At 49.0% G+C, this 21585-nt stretch carries 17 protein-coding genes; 8 read left to right on the forward strand and 9 right to left on the reverse strand.

All coding sequences use genetic code 11. The annotated features are described in order from the left end of the window. Positions 1–31: 31 nt before the first annotated feature. From Enr17x_RS10500 to pheA, 6 genes are all read right to left on the reverse strand, one after another. Positions 32–316, reverse strand: coding sequence for a DNA-directed RNA polymerase subunit omega (locus Enr17x_RS10500; RefSeq protein ID WP_145308463.1), 285 nt, complete (start codon positions 314–316; stop codon positions 32–34). Continuing rightward, positions 300–914, reverse strand: a complete 615-nt coding sequence (gmk, locus tag Enr17x_RS10505; protein ID WP_145214603.1) for a guanylate kinase — start codon at positions 912–914, stop codon at positions 300–302. The genes Enr17x_RS10500 and gmk overlap by 17 nt, the downstream gene beginning before the upstream one ends. Before the next feature lie 67 nt (positions 915–981). Next, complete coding sequence (locus Enr17x_RS10510) at positions 982–1866, reverse strand: YicC/YloC family endoribonuclease (protein WP_145308465.1); 885 nt, start codon at positions 1864–1866, stop codon at positions 982–984. A gap of 87 nt (positions 1867–1953) precedes the next feature. Then, positions 1954–2466, reverse strand: a complete 513-nt coding sequence (gene secG / locus Enr17x_RS10515; RefSeq protein ID WP_145308468.1) for a preprotein translocase subunit SecG — start codon at positions 2464–2466, stop codon at positions 1954–1956. 172 nt (positions 2467–2638) lie between these two features. Beyond that, positions 2639–3412, reverse strand: a complete 774-nt coding sequence (tpiA, locus tag Enr17x_RS10520; RefSeq protein WP_198001086.1) for a triose-phosphate isomerase — start codon at positions 3410–3412, stop codon at positions 2639–2641. Between the two features lie 283 nt (positions 3413–3695). Further along, a complete protein-coding gene (gene pheA / locus Enr17x_RS10525; protein ID WP_145308472.1) occupies positions 3696–4859 on the reverse strand; it encodes a prephenate dehydratase in 1164 nt (387 codons plus the stop codon). A gap of 660 nt (positions 4860–5519) precedes the next feature. Here pheA and dnaK point away from each other — a divergent pair. Together dnaK and clpB are read left to right on the forward strand one after the other, a co-directional pair. Continuing rightward, entirely contained in the window at positions 5520–7430 is a 1911-nt protein-coding gene (gene dnaK, locus Enr17x_RS10530; RefSeq protein WP_145308474.1) for a molecular chaperone DnaK, read from the forward strand. Between the two features lie 271 nt (positions 7431–7701). Continuing rightward, positions 7702–10317, forward strand: a complete 2616-nt coding sequence (gene clpB / locus Enr17x_RS10535) for an ATP-dependent chaperone ClpB (protein ID WP_145313981.1) — start codon at positions 7702–7704, stop codon at positions 10315–10317. Positions 10318–10470: 153 nt separating this feature from the next. Here the strand turns inward: clpB and Enr17x_RS29565 are convergent, their stop codons facing one another. Next, the gene (locus Enr17x_RS29565) at positions 10471–10641 is read right to left on the reverse strand and encodes a DUF6800 family protein (RefSeq protein WP_198000448.1); all 171 of its coding nucleotides are present in this window, start codon (positions 10639–10641) and stop codon (positions 10471–10473) included. A 317-nt stretch (positions 10642–10958) separates the two neighbouring features. Between Enr17x_RS29565 and Enr17x_RS10540 the strand changes: the two genes are divergently transcribed. Further along, a complete protein-coding gene (locus Enr17x_RS10540) occupies positions 10959–12053 on the forward strand; it encodes a DUF6268 family outer membrane beta-barrel protein (RefSeq protein ID WP_145308476.1) in 1095 nt (364 codons plus the stop codon). Positions 12054–12056: 3 nt separating this feature from the next. On the opposite strand, the gene Enr17x_RS10545 is transcribed toward Enr17x_RS10540, so the two are convergent. Further along, a complete protein-coding gene (locus Enr17x_RS10545) occupies positions 12057–13160 on the reverse strand; it encodes a Gfo/Idh/MocA family protein (RefSeq protein WP_145308478.1) in 1104 nt (367 codons plus the stop codon). A gap of 60 nt (positions 13161–13220) precedes the next feature. Further along, on the reverse strand, positions 13221–14489 hold the full coding sequence (locus Enr17x_RS10550; protein ID WP_145308480.1) for a CCA tRNA nucleotidyltransferase: 1269 nt from the start codon (positions 14487–14489) through the stop codon (positions 13221–13223). Between the two features lie 304 nt (positions 14490–14793). Between Enr17x_RS10550 and Enr17x_RS10555 the strand changes: the two genes are divergently transcribed. From Enr17x_RS10555 to panD, 5 genes are all read left to right on the forward strand, one after another. Then, complete coding sequence (locus Enr17x_RS10555; RefSeq protein ID WP_145308482.1) at positions 14794–15156, forward strand: hypothetical protein; 363 nt, start codon at positions 14794–14796, stop codon at positions 15154–15156. Positions 15157–15450: 294 nt separating this feature from the next. Continuing rightward, positions 15451–16119 (forward strand): TetR/AcrR family transcriptional regulator, encoded by a 669-nt coding sequence (locus Enr17x_RS10560; protein ID WP_145308484.1) that lies wholly within the window; start codon positions 15451–15453, stop codon positions 16117–16119. A 206-nt stretch (positions 16120–16325) separates the two neighbouring features. Next, entirely contained in the window at positions 16326–17774 is a 1449-nt protein-coding gene (locus Enr17x_RS10565) for an efflux RND transporter periplasmic adaptor subunit (protein ID WP_145308486.1), read from the forward strand. Further along, the gene (locus Enr17x_RS10570) at positions 17771–21013 is read left to right on the forward strand and encodes an efflux RND transporter permease subunit (RefSeq protein ID WP_145308489.1); all 3243 of its coding nucleotides are present in this window, start codon (positions 17771–17773) and stop codon (positions 21011–21013) included. Before Enr17x_RS10565 ends, Enr17x_RS10570 begins: the two co-directional genes overlap by 4 nt. 133 nt (positions 21014–21146) lie before the next feature. Then, positions 21147–21533 carry an aspartate 1-decarboxylase gene (gene panD, locus Enr17x_RS10575; RefSeq protein ID WP_145313982.1) on the forward strand — a complete coding sequence of 129 codons (387 nt, stop codon included), beginning with the start codon at positions 21147–21149 and terminating at the stop codon, positions 21531–21533. Positions 21534–21585 lie beyond the last annotated feature (52 nt).

The raw sequence follows: 21585 nt of genomic DNA on the forward strand, positions 1-21585 counted from the left end.
GTTCATTTCCGAGCAAGCGAAATAGATTTGACTAGGGAGCCAAATCTTCCAGTGAGGGACCGGCGTCATCATATTCGACGCCTTCCAGCGGGCTGACTGCTTCTTCCACGATGGCGACTTCACCAGATTGATCGAGATAGATTTTGTCTTCCATGATTTCCTGGACGACGACTTCCATATGGTTTTTGGTCTGCAGCTCTACCAGCGGACGTGCACCCCGATTAAGGGCGACAATGCGTTTTTGGATCAGTGCTGACAATTTGAATCGACCGCCGACTTTGTTGACGATTTCTTCTTCTTTAAATTCTTCCAACATTAATTTCTTGCTCCCGTTGTTTCAGGATGGTGCCAATTTCAGTGACAGCCCGATCCAGTTCGTCATTGATAATGACATGGCTATAATGTTTGGCCTGTTCCAATTCTTTCCGAATCGTTTCCAGCCGTTTTTCGATAACTTCTTCTGACTCTGTTCCTCGACTCCGAATGCGTTTTTCATATTCCTCATCGGAGGAGGTTCTGACAAAGAGTGTGATGGCCTGGGGGAACTGTTCTTTGAGTTTCAATGTTCCCTGAACGTCAATTTCCAGAAATGGCCAGCCTCCCTCTTTCGCAGCCCGATCCACTTCTGATTTTAACGTACCATACCAGTATCCCAACCCATGCACCTGTTCGCATTCCAGGAATTCGTTATTTTTTCGTCGTTCTTCAAATTCTTCCTGTGTCAGGAAGTAATAGTCTTCTCCGTCCACTTCGCCTTTGCGTCGGGGCCGGGTTGTTGCTGAGATTGCTTTAACGAGCTTGACCGGAGATTCCTGCATTAACCGGTTGACAATCGTCGTTTTTCCACTGGCCGTTGGTCCAGAGAGAACAATGATCGGGACTTCTGGTTGTGTGTTTGCTTGAGGTTCGGGCACGTTACAAAACTCCAGAGTGATCGTTGTATCGTCTCAGTCTTCAGTTCTTGGGGACAGTTAAAAAATTTTATTCAACGTTCTGGACGTTTTCTCTGATTTTTTCTACAGCCAGCTTCATTTCAATTACGGAGTGAGAAATTTCCACATCGTTGGCTTTGGAGCCGATTGTATTGATCTCACGAAACATTTCCTGTACCAGGAATTCCAGTTTTTTGCCTTGTGATGTATTGCCTTTGATAATCGTATCAAATTGTTCCAAGTGGCACTGCAGCCGGGTAATTTCTTCGTTGATGTCACAGCGGTCCGCAAACAGGCTGACTTCCCGAATCAGGCTGTCCGGGTCGAGTTCGACCTCCTGGTCTTGCAGCAGGTCGCTCAGCCTCTGATGCAGGCGATCGCGGTAGCTGGAGACAACAAGCGGCGCTTTCTGTTTGACGATTTCCAGTTGATCACAGATGATCTGGTTGCTGGCCAGCAGGTCTGCCTCGGCTGACTCGCCTTCGGTTTTACGGAATTCGGAGAGCTCAGTAAGGGCTCCCTGAATCGCCTGTTGAATCAGAGGCCAGTCGGCTTCCGGATTGTGTGATCGCGAGTAATTATCAATGGCAGCACCGGGCAGGGAAAGCAGACTATCGATGTTGTCAGGCAGCGGCAGGTGACAGACTTCTGTCAAGTGCTTCAGCTGTGACCAGTATTGCTGAATGACCTCTTCATCCAGGAGATAGTCGCTCGTACGGTCCAGGCTGTCGATCTTCAGTGTCAGATTCACCGTTCCGCGCGTAATCGAACCTCGCAATAACTTTTCAATCTGGCTGCCAAGTTTTGCGTAAAAATCGGGGTATCGGGTCGATATTTTCAGGTAACGATTGTTGACAGTTCGTATTTCTGCCTGGACCGAAAGCCGGTCGTCTTCAGCAGTCGAACTTCCAAAACCAGTCATGCCTAGCAGCACAACACACTCTTTTCTGTTTCACAGGAACGTTTGGAGGTTAAGAGAACAGTCTCTTGTTTGAGTTTATTTCGGTATTTGCCAGAAAGTCTAGTTTGATTTTGTTTCTGACTTGGTTGCTTCTGGCTTAGCAGGCGTTTCCTGTTTCTTCTCAGCAGAAGCCGGTGTCTCCTTTGTTTTGGGAGTTTCGGTCTTTTCTTCTTTCGCTGGTGTTTCTGGTAACTCTGCTGGAGATTTAAAATCTGGAGTTGCCGATTTGTCGTCTTCGAGAATAGCCGGGTCTTCTTTATCAGTACCCGTTGCGCTGGCACCTTCAATGACTGCGTCAGAACCGCCTGCGTACTTTCCAGAGCTGGCTCGCGTCGTAATTCCAGAAATTCCTGCCAGGATCACCCAGAGGATTGCCATGACAACCGTAATTTTGGTGAAGACGTCACCGGCTTTGGTGCCCAGGGCACTCTGTCCGCCAGCACCACCAAATGCACCCGCCAATCCACCGCCACGTCCTTTTTGCAGAAGGATGATGATGATCAGGAGTACGCCGAAGATGAGTAAGAAAGTCATCAAAACGGTGGCCAGGTCAAAAATAGCTGCAAACAACATTATGTCATCCTAATGGGCAGTAGAACATTCAGCGAACGAGTGGCCTGGTAAGAAGCTCAACTCGTTTCGAATTAGAGTAAGAATAGCAGTATCATACAGTAGTGTCATACGATCTGTAAATCGATCCTGCAATGCGAGTACAGGTGAATCGAGATAAATTGACCGCTTTCCGTTAATCGGCTGATAATTCAACGGCAGCCTGAATAATGGGAATAAACAGTTCTGCCTTGAGGCTGGCCCCGCCAACCAGTGCGCCATCGACATTCTCCTGGGAGAGGAGTTCTTTGGCATTATCCGGTTTAACACTTCCGCCATACAGGATACGGGTGGAATCAGCAATTTCAGCAGAATAGTGCTCTTTAAGCCAGTTTCGCAGGTATTGATGAGCTGACTCGGCCTGTTCGGGAGACGCCGTTAAACCTGTGCCGATGGCCCAAACTGGTTCATAAGCAATGACGATCTGGCTGAATGCAGCCGCGTCAACTCCTTCGAGGCCCCCTGTCATCTGGGTGTTCAGGACTGCTTCTGTCTGTTCCGATTCCCGTTCGCTTTGAAGCTCACCTACACAGAGAATGACTTGCAATCCTGCATCGAGGGCTTTTTTGACCTTCAAGTTGATGTCAGCGTCGGTTTCTTTGAGAATATGACGTCGCTCACTGTGTCCCAAGATTACAGATCGGCAGCCAATATCGGTGAGCATTTCAGTTGCTGTTTCGCCGGTAAAGGCTCCCGGTGCTTCGTGGTAGCAGTTTTGAGCACCAAATCCAACACCGGAACCATTCACAATATCGCCGATGGTAGACAGGTAGGGAAAAGGGGGACAGACCAGAACTTCGACGGCCTGATTCTCGTTTGGAACTTCGCCAACCAATGCCTTTGCCAATTGTGCACCGGATTCTTTGGTTGTATTCATTTTCCAGTTACCAGCTACAAGAAAGCGACGCATAATTCATCCTGTAATTAAAGAATGTGAAAGTATTTATGTTTCTCGCGAATATTAAGGTCTCTCAGAATTCTGAAGAGAACAAGAGCGAGAAACAGACCGTATTCCATGAGCATCATAATACGGAAGATTGTTATTATTGAGGCGTATCGTGGTGGATAAGTTATTGAGTCACGTGCTGTGATTCAAGGAAACCACTGGTAAATCCTGAAATGCTGCCTTTTTTCACTCGATTTCTCATATTATGAGGCGAAAACGAGGGGGAACTGTCAAAATAGAGGAGCAATTACTCTAAAATACCACTACGGGGATAGGAGCCCATCGCTTCCAGGCGAACCACGCGTTTTTCGAGATCGCTGATGGTCCGTTTAATGTGGGGCTCCTGAATATGGCCTTCGAAGTCAATAAAGAACAGGTATCCCGGTTCTTCGCCCCGTAGCGGGAACGATTCGATCCAGGTCAAGTTTACTTTATTTTTCTTGAAGATCTGCAGTGTGTCGGCCAGTGAGCCGGCTTTGTGTGCAATTTGTACCAGAATGGCAGTACGGTCTTTGCCGGTCGGGTCACAGACTTCTTCTCCGATCACGGCAAAGCGTGTCACATTGTTGGCGTTGTCTTCAATGCCTTCGACGATAATCTGCAGGTCGTATTCAACAGAGGCCTGGTGACTGGCAACGGCCGCGGCGCCCGGTTTGGTCGCTGCCAATTGTGCTGCTGTCGAAGTGCTGGTGACTTCATGCAGGTGGGCTTGTGGCATATTTCTGGAAAGCCACTCGCGACATTGGGAAAGTGCCTGTGGTTTGCTGTAGATTTCCGTGATTTCACTTCGTTCACAACGCGCCAGCAGGTTGTGATGTACGGCAATCAGGACTTCTCCGCAAATTCTCAACGGGAGACGCGTAAACATATCCAGTGTGTCCACAACTCGTCCATCGGTACTGTTTTCAATGGGGACAACACCAAATTCGGTGTTTCCGCGGTTTACTTCTTCGAAGACCGCTCCGATGGTGTTTACTGGCACCATGTCAGCACCTTCGCCGAACCGTTCCAGAGCAGCAAGATGCGTGTAGCTGTAAGCGGGGCCGAGGTAAGCGACTCGTTGTGGGTGAATCTTTCGGCGGGCTGAACTCAAAATTTGACGGAAAACACCGCGAATGGCGTTGTTGGTCATCGGGCCGGAGGCATTGAGTTTTTCGATGGTCTCGCGCAACTCTTCGTCTGATTTGGGGTCAAACATGGCCTTGCGCGGATTCGGATCAGATTTGATCTGTTTGATGGTCATCGAGCAGCGTTTGTTGACCAGTTTGACAATTTCCCGATCCATTTTCTTTAACTCGGATTGGAGCGAGGCAGGGCTGCGTTTGCTGCTTTGTCGGGCAACTTTTTTCTTGGCTGGCGTCTTCGGTTTGCTAGCTGAAGTTCGTTTGTTAACCGCTTTTTTCTTGGCCATCGGAATCTTTCAGGATGTGAGTCTCGTTTCTGTCTCTCAGAAAATTAACCGCAGCCAGTTTACACGCCCTCCCTGGTTGTGCTTCATTTCTTACTGACAGTTTCACAATTGGATTACAATCCCTTAAGAATTTTAGCTTCAGGTTTCATAAGATACTACAGAGAATATAGTTATGAGTATCAAATGGAATGGAATCAAGGCACTGGTTCACTCAGTTCTTCATTCAGAACCAGCTTGGTCTTCAATTGTTCTAGTTTGTACCGCCGCGATTGGGGACTGTCAAGCGGTTGGGCGTTGCCTGTGAACTGTTTAGGCTTTATTTCAAGGGGTCGGTTATCTAAACTGCCAATATGTCATTTTGTCGTGCAGGCAGGTTTGATATTTGACTGTGCCAATATGGCAGCTTTTGTTTGTGGCTTTTTGGAGCTTATAAAGTTGTCTGTTCTGTAAGTCTTATAATAGTAATGGATTAAGTTAATTTATCTGCAGTGGGGATTAACTTGGCACACTCATTGCTATCTAGACAAACAGCCTGTATAAAATGGCTGCTTTGGTAAAAACGATGAGAAACGCATGATTGATGTACGGAATGAGATGGTTCAGCTCGAATCTGCATTTTGTACAGATCTGAATTAAGAATATGGAAAGAGGGGAACTTAAATGTCTTCAGGTGAAAAGATCATTGGAATTGATTTAGGAACCACAAACTCAGTGGTATCCATTATGGAAGGTGGGGAAGCGAAAGTAATCCCTAACTTGGAAGGGAATCGGATTACCCCCAGTGTGGTCGCTTTCACCGATAAAGGGGAGACACTGGTTGGGGAGCCTGCAAAGCGTCAGGCGGTGACGAATCCAGAGAATACGGTTTACTCAGTAAAACGTTTTATGGGGCGTCGGCACAACGAAGTGCAGAGCGAAGAAAAGATTGTTCCCTATAAAATTATTGGTGGGCCGGAAGAATATGTCAAAATTGAAGCGGGTAGTAAAACCTATACGCCGCCCGAAATTTCCGCCTCGATCTTGCGGAAATTGAAGGAAGCTGCTGAAAGCTATCTGGGGCATAAAGTCAATAAAGCTGTGGTCACTGTGCCAGCTTACTTCAATGATGCGCAGCGACAGGCGACGAAAGATGCCGGTCAGATTGCCGGTCTGGATGTATCCCGGATTATCAACGAGCCGACAGCCGCCGCACTGGCCTATGGCCTGGAGAAAAAGAACGATGAAAAGATTGTCGTGTTCGACTTTGGTGGCGGTACGTTTGACGTATCCGTTCTTGAAGTCGGCGACGAAATCATTGAAACATTGAGCACGAACGGGGACGGTCACCTCGGTGGTGATGATTTCGATGAAGAGTTAATCAATCACATTGCAGATGAGTTCAAGAAAGAGCAGGGAATCGATCTGCGGGATGATGCGATGGCGTTACAGCGTCTGCGTGAAGCTGCTGAAAAAGCGAAAAAGGAACTCTCATCATCGCAAACGACCGATATCAATCTACCGTTTATTACAGCCGACAGTTCTGGTGCAAAGCACTTACAGATGGCGATCACCCGTTCTGAGTTTGAGAAATTGATCGATCCTCTGGTAGAGCGTTGCCGCAAGCCAGTCGAACAGGCAATGAAAGATGCCGGTTTGAGTCCCGGCGATATTGACGAAGTCGTTTTGGTTGGTGGTTCAACGCGGGTTCCTAAAGTTCAGGAATTCGTGAAGAAAATCTTTGGAAAAGAGCCGCACAAGGGAGTCAATCCTGACGAAGTGGTTTCCATTGGTGCTGCGATTCAAGGGGGAATCATCTCTGGTGATGTTCAAGATGTCGTTCTGCTTGACGTTACGCCGCTGTCTCTGGGGATTGAAACCGAAGGGGGCGTGATGACGAAGCTGGTTGAGCGAAATACCACGATTCCTGTGACCAAAGACCAGACATTCTCAACTGCAGCCGACAATCAGACGGCAGTAACGGTGCGAGTGTTCCAGGGTGAGCGTCAGATGGCGAATGACAACCGTTTGCTGGGTCAGTTCAATCTGGAAGAACTGCCGCCGGCACCACGTGGGGTTCCACAGATTAAAGTGGTCTTCGATATTGATGTGAACGGAATCTTAAATGTTTCGGCGAAGGATGTTGCCACAGGAAAAGAAACGTCTGTTCGCATTGAGCAGTCCAGTGGTCTGTCCGAAGCGGAAATCGAAGACATGCAGCGTCAGGCAGAAGCCCATGCTGATGAAGATAAAAAGAAGAAAGAACTGGCAGAAGCCAAGAACAATGGTTCTCGAATTGTTTACGATGTAGAAAAGCTGTTGAAAGAGCACGCCGAAAAAATCGATGCTGCTTCGAAATCGGCTATTGAAGCATCGGTGAAAAAAGTAAACGATGCTTTGGAAACAGAGGATGCGGCAGCCATCAATACAGCCTGTGAAGAATTGCAGCAGGCAACACATGCCTTTACCGAGCAGATGTATAAAGAAAGTCAGGCTGCCGGTGGTGAAGGAGCGCCTGCGGGCGGAGAAGAGGCTTCCGCTGCTAGTGGCGATGAAGAGGAAGTCATTGATGCAGAATTTGAGAAAAAGGACTAGTTCCTTCGATTCTGCAGAGAAACTTTAATGGGAAGCGGGGCTCAGCATCACAGCTGAGCCCCGGTCTCCCGAACTGAGAGAACATTTCAGACACAATACGGTTACCACTTTCAAACTGATTTGCAGGCTCAATTTTATTCCCACCTCTCCGGGCCTGTTTCATAAAAAATAGATAAAAATATCGAGGCACTGCTTGTCGGCGGATTATTTCGTATGATAATCCAAGCTGTTGAGTTGCTGCGCAGATGATAAACAGGATTGGAGGAGCATGATGGCGTTTCGATTTGAAAAATTAACTGTGAAAGCTCAGGAAGCAGTACAGCGTGCCCAGCAGGCGGCGGAAGATTTCGGTCAACAGGAAATCAAGCCTCTGCATTTACTGAAAGCGTTGCTGGATGAAGAGCAGGGGGTCGTGAAGCCTCTGGTGCAAAAAATTGGCGCGAATTTGCCTCAGCTTCAAAAGATGGTGGATGATGAAATCAAGCGTCTGCCAAAAGTTTCAGGGGCTGCGATGCAAGTTGGCATTGGTCAGGATCTGCTTAAGGTATTGCAGGCGGCACAGGATCGCGCTGACCAGATGCAGGACAATTTTGTCTCAACCGAACATCTGCTGTTGGCGTTTACGACGGTCGATGATCAAGCTACGCGACTGTTGGAACTGAATGGGATTGAAGAGGGAGACGTCCTGTCTGCGTTGCAGGCAGTGCGTGGCGGACAGCGTGTGACCGATCAGAGTCCGGAAGAGAAATATCAATCATTGGAGCAGTACGGTAAAGATCTGGTCGAGTTAGCGCGCCAGGGAAAGATTGACCCGGTAATTGGCCGCGACCAGGAAATCCGTCGTGTTGTTCAGATTCTATCTCGTCGTCGCAAGAATAACCCGGTTTTGATCGGGGAAGCCGGTGTCGGAAAAACGGCGATCGTAGAAGGGCTTGCCCATCGGATTGTGATGGGCGATGTGCCACAGAACCTGAAGAATAAACGGGTCATTGCATTAGACATGGGGGCACTGATTGCGGGGACGAAATACCGTGGCGAGTTCGAAGATCGTCTGAAAGCCGTGCTGAAAGAAATTGAGCAGGCTAAAGGTGAGATCATTCTGTTTATAGACGAATTGCATACGGTCGTCGGTGCGGGGGCAGCAGAAGGGGGCGCCGATGCGTCCAACCTGTTGAAGCCGGCATTAGCGCGAGGCGAGTTGCACTGTGTGGGGGCAACCACACTCGATGAATATCGTAAGTACATCGAAAAGGATCCCGCGCTGGAACGACGTTTTCAGCCAGTGATGGTTCAGGAACCCACAGTAGAAGATACCATTTCCATTTTGCGTGGGTTGAAAGAGCGGTATGAAACACATCATGGCGTGCGAATTATGGACGATGCGTTGATCAATGCGGCGACATTGTCGGATCGTTATATTAATGATCGTTTTCTGCCGGATAAAGCAATCGACCTGGTGGATGAGGCGGCCAGCCAGTTGCGGATGGAAATGGATTCGATGCCGTCGGAAATTGATGAGGCGACCCGGCAGTTAACGCGGATGCAGATCGAAGCGACTGCTTTGGCAACGGAGACCACACCGGAAAGCCAGGAGCGACTGGAAGAACTGCGCAAGCAGATCGCCGATCGTGAGGAGAGTGTGAATGCTCTCAAGACTCGCTGGGAAACCGAAAAAGAAGCCTTGGCTGGGTTGCAGCCATTGAAGGAAGAAATCGATCGATTGAATACTGCTTATGAGCAGGCGTTCCATCGAGCACAGCAGACAAATTCCAACGAAGATTATGCGACTGCCTATAACGCAGAGCAGGAGTTGAACGCGGCCCGTCAGCGATTATCAGAAATGGAAGAGCGAGTGTCGGAGTTGGGGGATGTCGGCGGGGAGCGATTGTTGCGAGAAGAAGTGACTCCGGAAGATATTGCCAAGGTCATCAGCATGTGGACCGGAATTCCGATTTCCAAAATGTTGCAGGGAGAACGGGAAAAACTGCTGCGAATGGAAGACGAAATTCATCAGCGGATGATCAATCAAAACGAAGCAGTCGAAGCGGTGTCTAACGCGGTCCGGCGGTCTCGTTCCGGTTTGCAGGACCAGAATCGGCCCATTGGTTCTTTCATGTTCCTGGGACCCACGGGTGTGGGAAAAACGGAGCTGTGTAAGGCACTCGCCGGTTTTCTGTTTGATGATGAACGCAATATGATTCGCATCGACATGAGTGAATTCATGGAGAAACATTCTGTCGCACGGTTGATTGGTGCCCCTCCGGGATATGTGGGATATGAAGAAGGGGGCCGATTGACTGAGGCGGTAAGGCGTCAGCCTTATTCGGTAGTTCTGTTGGATGAGGTTGAGAAGGCACACCGCGATGTGTTTAATATCTTATTGCAGCTTCTGGATGACGGGCGATTGACCGACAGTCATGGGCGCACTGTCGATTTCTCAAATACGATTGTGGTGATGACCTCTAATATTGGCAGTCAGACGATAATGGATCTGTCTGGTAAAGAAGATGAGCAAATCATTCATAATCGTGTGATGGACGCGTTGCAGCACGAGTTTCTGCCTGAGTTCCTCAACCGGATTGATGAAGTGATTGTCTTCCATCCGTTAGGTCGCGAAGAGATTCGTCAGATTGTCGATTTGCAGTTGCATAATCTGTCTGCGCTGGTCGAAGACAATGGGTTTTCGCTGGAAGTTTCGACAGCCGCCAAAGATTTATTAGCGGAAGAAGGTTATGACCCGGTGTATGGGGCACGGCCTTTGAAGCGAACGATTCAGCAGAATATTCAGAACGAACTAGCGAACAAGTTGCTTTCCGGGGCATTCTCGGAAGGGGCCACGATCTATGTCGATGCGAGTGAAGGCTCGTATCTGTTTTCCGAAAAGTAATGACGGCTCTTTTAAAGAGTAACGGGTTTTTGCAGCCTCGGGGGATCTCCGGGGCTGCATTTGTTTAAGGGGTGGGACCGCGCATGAAAAAACGACGCTCACTCTGAATCAAGTCAGCGTCATCATTTTATGTGGTCAAAGGCTGGAAGGGCCTCAGGCAGATTCTTCCAAGACAGCGAAAGGGCTGATCTTACGAACTTTTTCTTTAATCTGCTCTTTTTCGGATGCGTCTTTCGCTTTGGCAAACTTTTCCCGGAGTTTCTTCAGCTTGTGCTTCCGTACTCGACGTTGGGCAAGTTCACGCCCTTTTTCAACACGTCCCATTTCTTGTCAGTTCCTGGTAAAATAAAATTCGTGTGTTCTGATGTATATATCCCGCTTAGAGTACCTGATTCTAACATCTCTCGTAGTAAGGGGCAACGATTAGAGTAGGGCATTTTCTCAGAGATTTAGAGAGAAGCAGGGGTTGGGATTCGGGTTGACCTGTGCGCAATTCCTTGATATTTCTCTCTTTCCCTCTCTCAACTCCCCTCAGATTATGTCTGCCTTCCCTGTTTGTCAGGTCATGCTTTCCAGACGACGAAGGTCAGTCAGGTATATTTCCCGTCTCTCCTCTGCATCAATCCAGGAATCAATCAGGTATGTTTTTTCAGTCTCAACAGGCTGTTTTTCGTGGAATTGCCCTGTGCGTACTCATTTTGACCAGCATTACCGGCTCGGTTTATGCGCAAAAAGGGGCCTCAAGTCTGAAAGACTCTGGCTCTACCGGCGGGCGTTCTTTGCGTCATCGTACCATTTTCATGCCCCGCGATCATGATCCTGATATTAAGCAGATTAGCCAATCCCCTCAGGTGCCCAATGTTTTAGACGCTGAATCGCGGGAAGCTTTGGGAATTCCGCCTCAATTACTGGATGATGCTCAGGACTGGGCAGAGCCTGAGGATGACTGCATCGATTGTGAAACATTTGTGCCTTTGATTTCTCACAAAAAAGCCACGGGAAGTATTACCTGGTTGCCGGGATCAGGGGATGAACTGGGAATCTTCAGTCTGGCACTGTCCGAAACGGCTGAGTTTCCGCGATTTGAAGGGTTGACTGCAACACCTCGGTTTGGGGTGCATTACCTGGATGGTCCGCAAAGAACTGATTTGCCGGCACGCGTGTATGATACGTCCGTTGCTTTTCGATGGTTTAATAAAGTCAATGAAAAGTGGTCTTACGAGTTAGAAGTGGCGCCGGGCGTTTACAGTGATTTCAAGAATGTGACGTCTGATTCTTTGCGGATCACCGGAAAAGGGCTGGCGTATTATGTGCATTCACGATCCAAGCAGTTCGTGATGGGAGTTGTGTATCTGGACCGGGAAGACATTATGTTACTTCCGGCGGCTGGTATGATCATGTGGTTCAGTGAAGGCTCACGGCTGGAGCTGATTTTCCCCAAGCCCAAGTTCACGTATCGAGTTGAAAAGGATGAGTCAAAAGAACGCTGGCTATACGTCGCTGGCGAATTTGGCGGTGGTTCCTGGGGAATTCGTCGTGGGCCAACCGGCTTTGATGATATTGTAACCTACAGTGACTTGCGATTGATGGGTGGTGTGGAGACCAAGCATACTAACGGCATGATCAGCCAGTTCGAAATCGGCTATGTCTTCAATCGTAAGCTGGAATACAAGTCGGATATCGGCAATTACGATATTTCTCCAACCGGTATGATTCGCTATCAGCTGACTTTCTGAGTCTTATAAATCGCAGTTGATGTCGATCCAGGTCCGTTTGTCAAACGATTCGAGTACCGAGTCGGCAATCAATTGGGCAGAGGCACCGTGGTCAAAACCGGGGACCGCGTCCCGTTCTTCTACGATAGCGGAGACAAATTCATAGACCAGATCATAGCGGAAGACGGTACTGGGAACGCCTTCGTTTGGCTTTCGGAGGCTGCCTTCAATCACCAGAAACTCTTCCGGGACGGGCAGTTTTTCCATGGTCTGGCCCGGTTTTCCGATCAGGATGTTGTTGGGATCAGTTAACTGATAAGCAGCTGAGCCTTCGGAACCGTTGACTTCAGCCCACTCGTAGCCAAAGCCGTCGTTGTGATAACCTTTCATCAGGGTGCTACCTTCCCAGACGCCGACAGCTCCGTTTTCAAATTGTCCGATGAGCGAAGACCAGTCGTCGACTTCCGATGGTTCACATGGCTCTCCGTCTGCTGTTTTATCCCGGGGTACAAACTGCGCCACCGCCCCACAAATGCTTTTGATCGGACCGAGCAGGTCTTGTGCAAAGTCGATGCGGTGAATGGTCATGTCAAACAGATCGCCGGCACCAGCCAGTTTTTTACTTTGACGCCAGCCCCAACTAGACTCGGGCCAATCGAGAAACCGCTGGCTGCGGAAGTGCCGGGGAACGCCGAGTGCGCCGGATTCTACCAGATGCTTCACGTACCGCATCGAGGGGGCAAAGCGATAAGTAAACGCCGTCATGTGTCGCAAGTTGGCGTCGCGGGCAGCGCGGAACATTTCAGCTGATTCAGTATAGTTTAAGCCCAACGGCTTTTCACACATGACATGCTTGCCGCCTTTGATGCAGGCCAACGCGATTTCGTGGTGTGTGAAATTCGGAGTCGCAATGATCACGGCATCGACTTCGGGGTCGCTGGCAATCTCTTCGTACTTCGTCGTGACTTTGGTTTTTCCCCAGTCTGTCTGGCGTTGTGCCAGTAGTTCAGAATTAGGGTCACAAATCGAGACCAGTTCGGCGCGCGGATCGAGATTGATGCCTGGAACATGGTGGTAATCGGAGACTGCGCCGGCACCGATAATTCCGATACGTACTAAATCTGTCATGAATAAACCTTAGCGTTTTTCTCTTTAATCAAATCGGGAATCAAATCGGGCGGTGGTGACTTATTTTTGGTGCAGTTGCGCAAGCAGTGCGAGTGCTTCCTCGTGTGTATGGATCGATTCTTCCAACTGAGCGTCCTGAATCCGCGTTAGCAGTTCTTTAAACTCGGGTCCTGTTTGAATGCCGTAGTCAATCAAATCATTTCCCGTGATAAGTGGGGGAGGATTCAATACCTCGATGGGAGTATGATCCCGATACTGGCGACAAAATTCAAGGTCTTCCAAAGATTGTTTTTGAGAAGTCAAATCTGCATGTGCCAGTTCAAACAGGTAAGGACAATTCTCATGAGCCAGGAGTCGTTTGAGTTGTGAGAGTTTAAATCCGGGCGCACCATGCAGGCTGGTTCGATGTTCAATCAGCCAGAGGACCAGGTGAAGACCATGGTTGGAAAACCGAAGTTGTTTGCAGATCTGATGGGCTGCATCAAGCTGATCAGCGGGGGTTGGTGCCGGCAAATCCAGCAGTAACGCAGCAAAAGCGGTCTCAAAGTTAGCAGTGGTTAACTGCTCAAGTCGATCCAGCGTTCGGTTCCAGAGGGGGCGATTTTCCTCGTTTTCCCATAGTGGTGCGAGTTCGGGGATGACCGGTTTCATTAAACCGGCGCTTTGAACGAGGTCGATGGCATCTTTGCGGTGGGGGTGGACCAGCATTTTCCGCAATTCTTCGGATATCCGCTCCGGACTGACCACCGTGATTTCATTGGCCATGGTCTGAACGGCGTGGAATGTGGATTCAGCCAGATGAAACCCGAGGGTGGCAGCGAAGCGAATGGCGCGGAGCAAACGGAGTTTGTCTTCCTGCATTCTTTCCAGCGGATTCCCAATGGCGCGAATCAAATGCTGCTGGAGGTCTGCTTTTCCCCCGACATAATCGTAGATCGATTCATTGATCGGGTCGTAGAACATGCCGTTGATCGTGAAATCGCGACGCTGAGCGTCTTCTTCCGCTGTGGTGAATTTGACATGTTCGGGACGACGTCCATCAAGGTAGGGGCCTTCACTGCGAAACGTGGCAATTTCGACATCGCAGTCCGGCTGATGGCCACGAACGATGATCACCCCAAAGCTGGCTCCGACCGCCAGGGTACGACGTTTACCAAACAGGTGTCGCACCTCTTCGGGAAGGGCGTTGGTCGCCACGTCATAGTCTTTGGGTTCTTTTACCAGTAGCAGGTCCCGCACGCAACCGCCAGCCCAGAGAGCCTGGAATCCCGCGTCTCGCAATTTGCGGACAATGTCTACGGCAGCGATATAGGGTTCAGAATGTTTCATTAGGGATCGGTGGAATCAAAATTATATAACGTGAGTTAATGAGGTTTTAATCATAGCAAGTTCTGATTATTTATCGACTTATGTACGCTTTTTTTTGAGGGTTTCGCTGAAGTCCATATGGGAACTTTTTCGCGTCCTGGTTTTCAAAGACAGGTAAAGCGGGAGCGAGGTTCATAAAACAGGCTTCGCAAAAAAAGGGGAATGCCGTATGATTTATTGTTCAATTTATTTCTTTTCCCTGGCATGACGGGTTCATTACTCAATGGCACTCAGGATTTCCAGATACAAGACAGGATCAGACGTTTTGCGAGGTACACACGGTATACGTTTTGATGGAACCCGTTTCTGGGTCCTCCATCGCAGAAGAGAGTTCGGTCCCTTCGATTACGAGTGGAGCAAGGACTTTTCTGGCGTGGAATTTATGTACCGTGATCAGAAGTTTGGCGAATATTGCAGTGCAGAAGAAATCTTCGCTGATCTGAAGCAGTTTTCATTGCCAATGCGCGTGGTCGAGGTGGCCTGTCTGACCATCGGCATGGTCTTGTACGGCGTGCTGAATGGCCTTCCGGAAACGCTATGGAAAGAGCTGCTGCGCCAACGGCTGGATGAAAGCGGTTTTGAGCGTTTCGATTTTGGGGAAGAGGGGCCGGAGCGACTTACCGGTTAAATTTGGCAAAATCGTCATAAACGGTTTATTTCTCACAAGATCGGTGGTCGCGAGGCGAACTCATGGTGGGCAGCATCCACCAACGATTGAGCCGTTATTATGCTTGTAAGTGGCTTCTTTCAAATGGCTTGTGTGTATTTATGTTGTTTTGTCTCAAATTGATATTGATTTTAAACACGTGTTTAATACAATTGTTTGAAACAACATTTTGACATTAGTGTTTCTTGAAGATCTTCGAGAGGGTTGTTGTCAAGTTAGCACTCATGCGCTAGAAAGAGTGAGGGCAAGTTCTATATGGCGTCTTGCAATGTCCGTGATCGATTGCTGGAAGTGGCCGGTCCTGTTTTTTCGGAAAAGGGGTTTGAGAAGGCGACCGTACGCGAAATCTGTCAGAAAGCGGACGTGAATCTCGCCAGTGTGAATTATTATTTTGGCGATAAGGAACAGCTCTATCTGGAGGTCGTCTGTCTGGCCAAAGAGATGGGGGTTTCGCGGGCACCACTTCCGGAATGGACTTCTGAGACGACACCCGAACAAAAGCTGCGGGACTGGGTCTCTACACTGGTGAGGCGAATGTTGGGAACGGGGGAGCTATCCTGGAGCAATCATTTGATGATGCGTGAAGTGTTGAGGCCGACTAAAGCGTGTGAGCATCTGATTCAGGAGTTGTTTCGGCCTTTTGTGAATATAGCCGACTCGATCCTGCAGGAAATTCTGGGAGATGACGTTCCTGAGTATCGGCGAATGCAGTGTGTTTTCAGTATTGCCGCCCAATGCCAGTTCTATCGAGTTTCCAATGGTCTGGTGACTTTGATGTTAGGTCAAGAAGAAAAAGAGACTCACTACGATACCGAGCATTTGATGGAGCATATTCTACAATTTTCGCTGGCGGCGGTTAAGAATTTGAAGCAGGAATTCACCGCATCAGAAATGGAATCTTCTTCATCACTTAATGGAATCTGAACCTCCAGAGTTAAGAATAGGTGTCCTGATTTAATGGAACGTTTTCCTAAATAAAAGAATTTCGTCAGAACAAATAAAAAGGCTTTCCTGCGGGAGAGCGCTTTCGCTACTGTTTGAACAATCCATTTCATTTTGATTTTCGCAAATTGGCTTTTCGCGTCCATGGTCAATTCTTGTTGTGAAGCATTTCGTGATAGAAAATACTCATGTCAGATTTGAAAACTCAAAAATCAAGCAGTTTTTCCAAAAAGCTCAAGCATTTTTTGCTTCCGATTTTTATCATTGTGCTTGGCGGCGGTGGTCTGGTCGTACTGATGGCGATGAAACAGGAACCGGAGAAAAGTGAAAAACTACTGGCAGATCTGGCTCCACTGGTCTCGACCGAAACAATCGATCTTTCCGATGCCGGGGTCACGATTACCGTTGACGGGATCGTTGTTCCATCAAGGGAAGTGAAACTGGCTGCCGAAGTTTCCGGAAAAGTGCTTTTTACGCGTGACGGATGCAAGGTTGGAAATCTGGTTCGCAAAGCAACGGCGCAGGAGCTTAACGCAGCGGGGACTGAGAATCTCTTGATTCAGATCGATCCGGAGAATTATGAGTTGGAAGTTAAGCGTCTGACTCAGGAGTATGCCCAGGCACAGGATGTGATCGATGAATTAGAAGTGGAGATCGATAATGCCAAGGCGATGATTGATCTGGCGCATGAAGAGGTACGTCTGCAGAAAACGCATTTAAATCGTATCGAAAAATTACGAGCGAGAAATGTTGTTTCTGATACAGATTATGAAGAGGCAAAACGGAGCGAACTTGCTGCCCGCAATGCACTGCAGAAGTTGACGAATGAAGCCGATTTGCTCAAATCACGTCGACAGCGTATGATGCATGCCCGTGATCTGGTTGGGGTTCAGCTTTCACGTGCGAAATTAGATTTAAGTCGCACACGGATTTACTCTCCCATCAATGGAGTCATCGTCGAAGATACTGTTGAAAAAGATGGTTATGTCAAAGTGGGGGATCCGCTGGTAACGATCGAAGATACCTCGGCTGTGGAAGTTCGTTCGAATTTACGAATGGAAGAATTGTATCAACTCTGGCAGCACGCTGCCCAGACAGCGAAAACGGGAGAGCCTCTGGTCAAGTCAGATCAATCGAATCGACATGATCTGGGGTATCAGCTCCCGCAACTGCCGGTGAAGGTGTCTTACGAGTTGGGGGGGAGAAAATTCGTCTGGAATGGAAAACTGTCCCGCTATGATGGGATTGGCCTGGACGAGAAAACGAGAACGGTTCCCTGTCGGATTGTGGTACCCGACCCCCGACCTGCAGAGATCTTAGTGAATGGGAAGCCAACGGATCAGGTTGTGGGCGCGCCTCCTTTGACGCGCGGGATGTATGTTTCGATCGACATTCCACTTACTGGAAACAATTCATTATTGACGATTCCCGAAACGGCGATTCGTCCCGGAAACCTGGTCTGGGTCGTACGAGAAGGTTCGTTGCAGTCCGAGAAGATTCGTGTCGTTGACACGAGTGGCGATGTATTACTGGTTGAGCTGGGGGCCTCCGGGTTAAAACCGGGGGATCATGTTGTGACCTCTCCATTGAGTACTGCCAATGATGGCATGCTGGTCCGTGAAGGAGAGGCAAAATGAGGTCGATCATCAAATGGGCGATCAATAACTCGCCCGCGATGAACACATTGATGATTACCGTTCTGGGGGTCGGACTGGTTTCGCTGACGCTCATGAGGCGCGAGGTCTTCCCGGAATTTGAGTTGGAAATTATTCTGGTCTCGGTGCCTTATCCCGGTGCCAGCCCTGATGAAGTCGAGGAAGGCATCTGCCAGAAAATGGAAGAAGCCGTCCGCTCGATAGATGGGATCAAAAAGATGACTTCGATTGCCAATGAAGGCTCGGGGTCATTGGTGCTGGAACTCAGAGCCGATGTGCCTGATGTGCAGAAGATTTTGAATGAGGTCCGCTCCGAAATTGATCGAATTCCCAGTTTTCCGGAACTGGCAGAAGATCCGGAAGTGCAGCAGATTACGTTCAGGCAGGTCGCGATTGAAGTGGCGGTGATTGGTCCTGATGAGGAGGGGGCTAACAGTGAGTGGGAGCTACGGTCGGTTTCCGAGCGGATTCGAGACGAATTGTTACAACTTAAGTCGGTCTCTCAGGCGAATATTGCGGGTGCCCGCGATTACCAGATTGATATTGAAATTCCTGAAGCGACGCTCCGAAAATATGGTTTGACATTACAGGACGTGGCGAGGACGGTACGCCGGGAAAATCTCGAGCTGCCAGGCGGAAAGCTGATTACCGATTCGCAGGTCCTGCTGCTGCGAGGTAAGAATAAACATCTGATCGGCAGCGAAATCGAGAAGATTCCCCTGGTGACAGAACCGGGGGGCGTGGTGCTCACCGTGGGTGATATCGGGCGGGTGCAGGACGATTTTTCTGATACGACGATGATCAGTGAAATTGACGGGAAACCGGCGCTGTCGATCGCCGTCGAACGTACCGCACAGGAAGACCTGTTGGCGATTGTGGAGCAGGTCCGTGAATATGTGAAAACCGCCAACTTGCCGCCGGGTTATTCGTTGAAACTATGGAAAGATCAGTCGATCGATGTACGCGATCGAATGAGTTTGCTCAGCCGGAACGGATTGCAGGGGTTGATTCTGGTTTTTATCACACTGACAATTTTTCTGGAGTTTCGACTGGCGTTCTGGGTTGCTTTGGGGATTCCAATTTCGATGTTTGGCGCATGTATTGTGCTGTACTACACCGGCCAGACATTGAATATGCTTTCGATGTTCGCGTTTCTGATGGCGCTGGGGATCGTCGTTGATGACGCGATTGTGGTAGGCGAAAATATCTATGAGCATCGGCAGATGGGGAAGTCATTTCATGTCGCCGCCATTGATGGTGCGACGGAAGTATTGCCTTCTGTGTGTGCTTCCGTGACCACCACCGTTATCGCATTTATGCCGTTGTTGTTTGTATCAGGGATCATGGGGAAATTTATCGCCGTGATGCCGATCGCCGTGATTGCGATGCTGGTGATTTCCCTGTTGGAAAGTACGTTTATTCTTCCCTGTCATTTAGCACACGGAAAACAAGCTTCAGCACAGGGAGTAGATCAGAGTCCAGATTCGTCAGAGGGCTTTGTCGGCCGGAAACTGAATAAATTTATCGAACGAATTTATCTGCCCGTCTTGAAAGCAGCGTTAAACTATCCGAGCTCTGCACTCGCGGTGGCGGGGGCGCTCATGTTGTTGTCAGCAGGATTAATTTTGGGTGGGTTTGCGCCGTTCAATATTTTTCCGAAGACCGATTATCGAATGATTGAAGCAACGGTTGAGTTTCCTGATGGAACGCCTCAATCGATTACTGGTGAAGCGACTCGAAAAATTCAGGAGATCTTTGAAGAGCTGGATCAGGACTATCAGAAAAAACATGGCAATTCCCTGATCAAACTGGTTCGCAGAAACGTGGGATTTGGAACCCGAGATGAGTCGGGCGGGGGGCTCGGCGGCTCAGTCGAAGGGAGTCATATCGGAAAAGTCAGTGTCGAAATTGTTGAGGCAGAGGAACGAACGCTGGGCAGTGAAGAAATTCTCGATCTCTGGCGAGAGCGCGTCGGGGAAGTGCCCGGTGTTGATCGATTGACTTTTAATTCTCCCTCAATGGGGCCCGGTGGCAAGCCGATTGAGTTTAAGCTGCTGGCTGATGCGGAACATCTGAATGAACTGGAAGCGGCTGTCGAGGCCTGTAAGCAGGAACTGGCAACCTATCCGGGAGTCAAGGATATCAATGATGATTCCAGTCCCGGAAAGTGGGAGTTCCAGATCAAGATCAAAGATAAAGCCCGTGCGATGGGGGTCCCTTTAGCCGATGTCGCAGAGACGGTTCGTGCGACCTATTATGGAGAAGAAGTCATGCGACTCCAGCGGGGGCGGCATGAAGTCAAGCTGATGGTTCGTTACCCGGAAGAAGAGCGCCGTTCGCTGATGGGATTTGATGATATTCGAATTCGCACAGGAGACGGTTCAGAACGACCGATAACCGAACTGGCTGAGATTGACGTGAAGCGAGGTTATTCTGAGATCAACCGGATCGATCAACAACGGTCGATCACTGTGTATTCCGATCTGAACGAGAAAGAAGGCAATGCTCGGGAGATTGTGCAGGCACTGAAAAAGCCAGGCGGCTTCATGGATCAGTTATTGGTCCAATATCCTGATGTGCGTGTTCGTTGGGAAGGGCAACAGGAGCAGACGGACGAATCAGTTAATAGTTTGATTGTAGGGCTGTTGATCGCGATGGCATCAATGTTCGCTTTACTGACTGTAGAATTTCGATCTTATGTCCAACCTTTGATCATTTTAGGTATCATTCCTTTTGGGATTATTGGAGCTGTGTTTGGTCATGCGATTCTGGGGATGGAATTGACACTGTTCTCCTTATTTGGTCTGGTGGCATTAACAGGTGTCGTGGTGAATGATTCGATTGTATTAATCGATTTTATTAATCATCGCATCGCGGATGGCCTGCCTTTAAAAGCGGCTCTGCTTGATGCCGGGCAACGTCGTTTTCGACCGGTCTTGCTGACGTCGATGACGACGATTGTCGGTTTAGCGCCGATATTGAAAGAGACTTCCTTTCAGGCGCAAATTATTATCCCGATGGCTGCCAGTCTGATTTTCGGTTTGATGCTGGCGACGGTTCTGGTGTTATTTCTGATTCCCACGTATTATTACCTGTATGCTCGTGCCATGGGGGCAAAGCCAGACGAACCCTGGGTTCGCAAATCAGATGGAAATGAAGACGAAGCAGGCTATAATGTGGGTGAAAGGCAGTCGTCAGGAATTATGCCCATACAGACCTAAATGACAAGGGGTGTGATCGTTTGGATATGTTCTTGCTTGTCGATGTGGCCTCTGGTTAGGATACGCCGACAGTTTTGGTCTGAAAGTCTGGTTTACAGTCGGAAGAAGCCGATCTTCTTTTAGGTTTAGAATGATGAAACGCGTTTTGCTCAAATCGAAAATTCACCGCGCTACCGTGACGGAAGCGAATCTGGAGTACAATGGCAGTGTGACCATTGATCAGGAGTTAATGGAAGCTGCGGATATCGTTGAGTACGAGCAAGTACAAATCTACAACATTACCTCCGGTACCCGACTGACCACGTATGCGATTACAGGCGCGCCAGGCTCTGGTGTGATTTGTATCAATGGGGCTGCCGCGCATCTGGTAAAACCAAACGATCTGGTGATTATCGCCAGCTATGCAGAGTACAAAGAAAAGGAATCGCGCCGTCATCGGCCGAAAGTGGTCCTGGTCGATGAGCAAAACTGTCCTGTCCCTGAGCCAGCCGAACTGCCTGTCGCCTCTGCAGCAGAATAGGTGCATTGAATTTAAGCGGTGTGCCTGTTGTGTGTGCAGTTCGGGCTGCTTG

The organism is Gimesia fumaroli, from assembly GCF_007754425.1.
GTDB lineage: Bacteria > Planctomycetota > Planctomycetia > Planctomycetales > Planctomycetaceae > Gimesia > Gimesia fumaroli.

Excerpts from the sequence above, each read along its gene's own strand:
- Enr17x_RS10500 (WP_145308463.1), bottom strand. The coding sequence starts at position 316 with ATGTTGGAAGAATTTAAAGAAGAAGAAATCGTCAACAAAGTCGGCGGT.
- secG (WP_145308468.1), bottom strand. The coding sequence starts at position 2,466 with ATGTTGTTTGCAGCTATTTTTGACCTGGCCACCGTTTTGATGACTTTC.
- tpiA (WP_198001086.1), bottom strand. The coding sequence starts at position 3,412 with ATGCGTCGCTTTCTTGTAGCTGGTAACTGGAAAATGAATACAACCAAA.
- pheA (WP_145308472.1), bottom strand. The coding sequence starts at position 4,859 with ATGGCCAAGAAAAAAGCGGTTAACAAACGAACTTCAGCTAGCAAACCG.
- dnaK (WP_145308474.1), top strand. The coding sequence starts at position 5,520 with ATGTCTTCAGGTGAAAAGATCATTGGAATTGATTTAGGAACCACAAAC.
- clpB (WP_145313981.1), top strand. The coding sequence starts at position 7,702 with ATGGCGTTTCGATTTGAAAAATTAACTGTGAAAGCTCAGGAAGCAGTA.
- Enr17x_RS29565 (WP_198000448.1), bottom strand. The coding sequence starts at position 10,641 with ATGGGACGTGTTGAAAAAGGGCGTGAACTTGCCCAACGTCGAGTACGG.
- Enr17x_RS10540 (WP_145308476.1), top strand. The coding sequence starts at position 10,959 with ATGTTTTTTCAGTCTCAACAGGCTGTTTTTCGTGGAATTGCCCTGTGC.
- Enr17x_RS10545 (WP_145308478.1), bottom strand. The coding sequence starts at position 13,160 with ATGACAGATTTAGTACGTATCGGAATTATCGGTGCCGGCGCAGTCTCC.
- Enr17x_RS10550 (WP_145308480.1), bottom strand. The coding sequence starts at position 14,489 with ATGAAACATTCTGAACCCTATATCGCTGCCGTAGACATTGTCCGCAAA.
- Enr17x_RS10560 (WP_145308484.1), top strand. The coding sequence starts at position 15,451 with ATGGCGTCTTGCAATGTCCGTGATCGATTGCTGGAAGTGGCCGGTCCT.
- Enr17x_RS10565 (WP_145308486.1), top strand. The coding sequence starts at position 16,326 with ATGTCAGATTTGAAAACTCAAAAATCAAGCAGTTTTTCCAAAAAGCTC.
- Enr17x_RS10570 (WP_145308489.1), top strand. The coding sequence starts at position 17,771 with ATGAGGTCGATCATCAAATGGGCGATCAATAACTCGCCCGCGATGAAC.
- panD (WP_145313982.1), top strand. The coding sequence starts at position 21,147 with ATGAAACGCGTTTTGCTCAAATCGAAAATTCACCGCGCTACCGTGACG.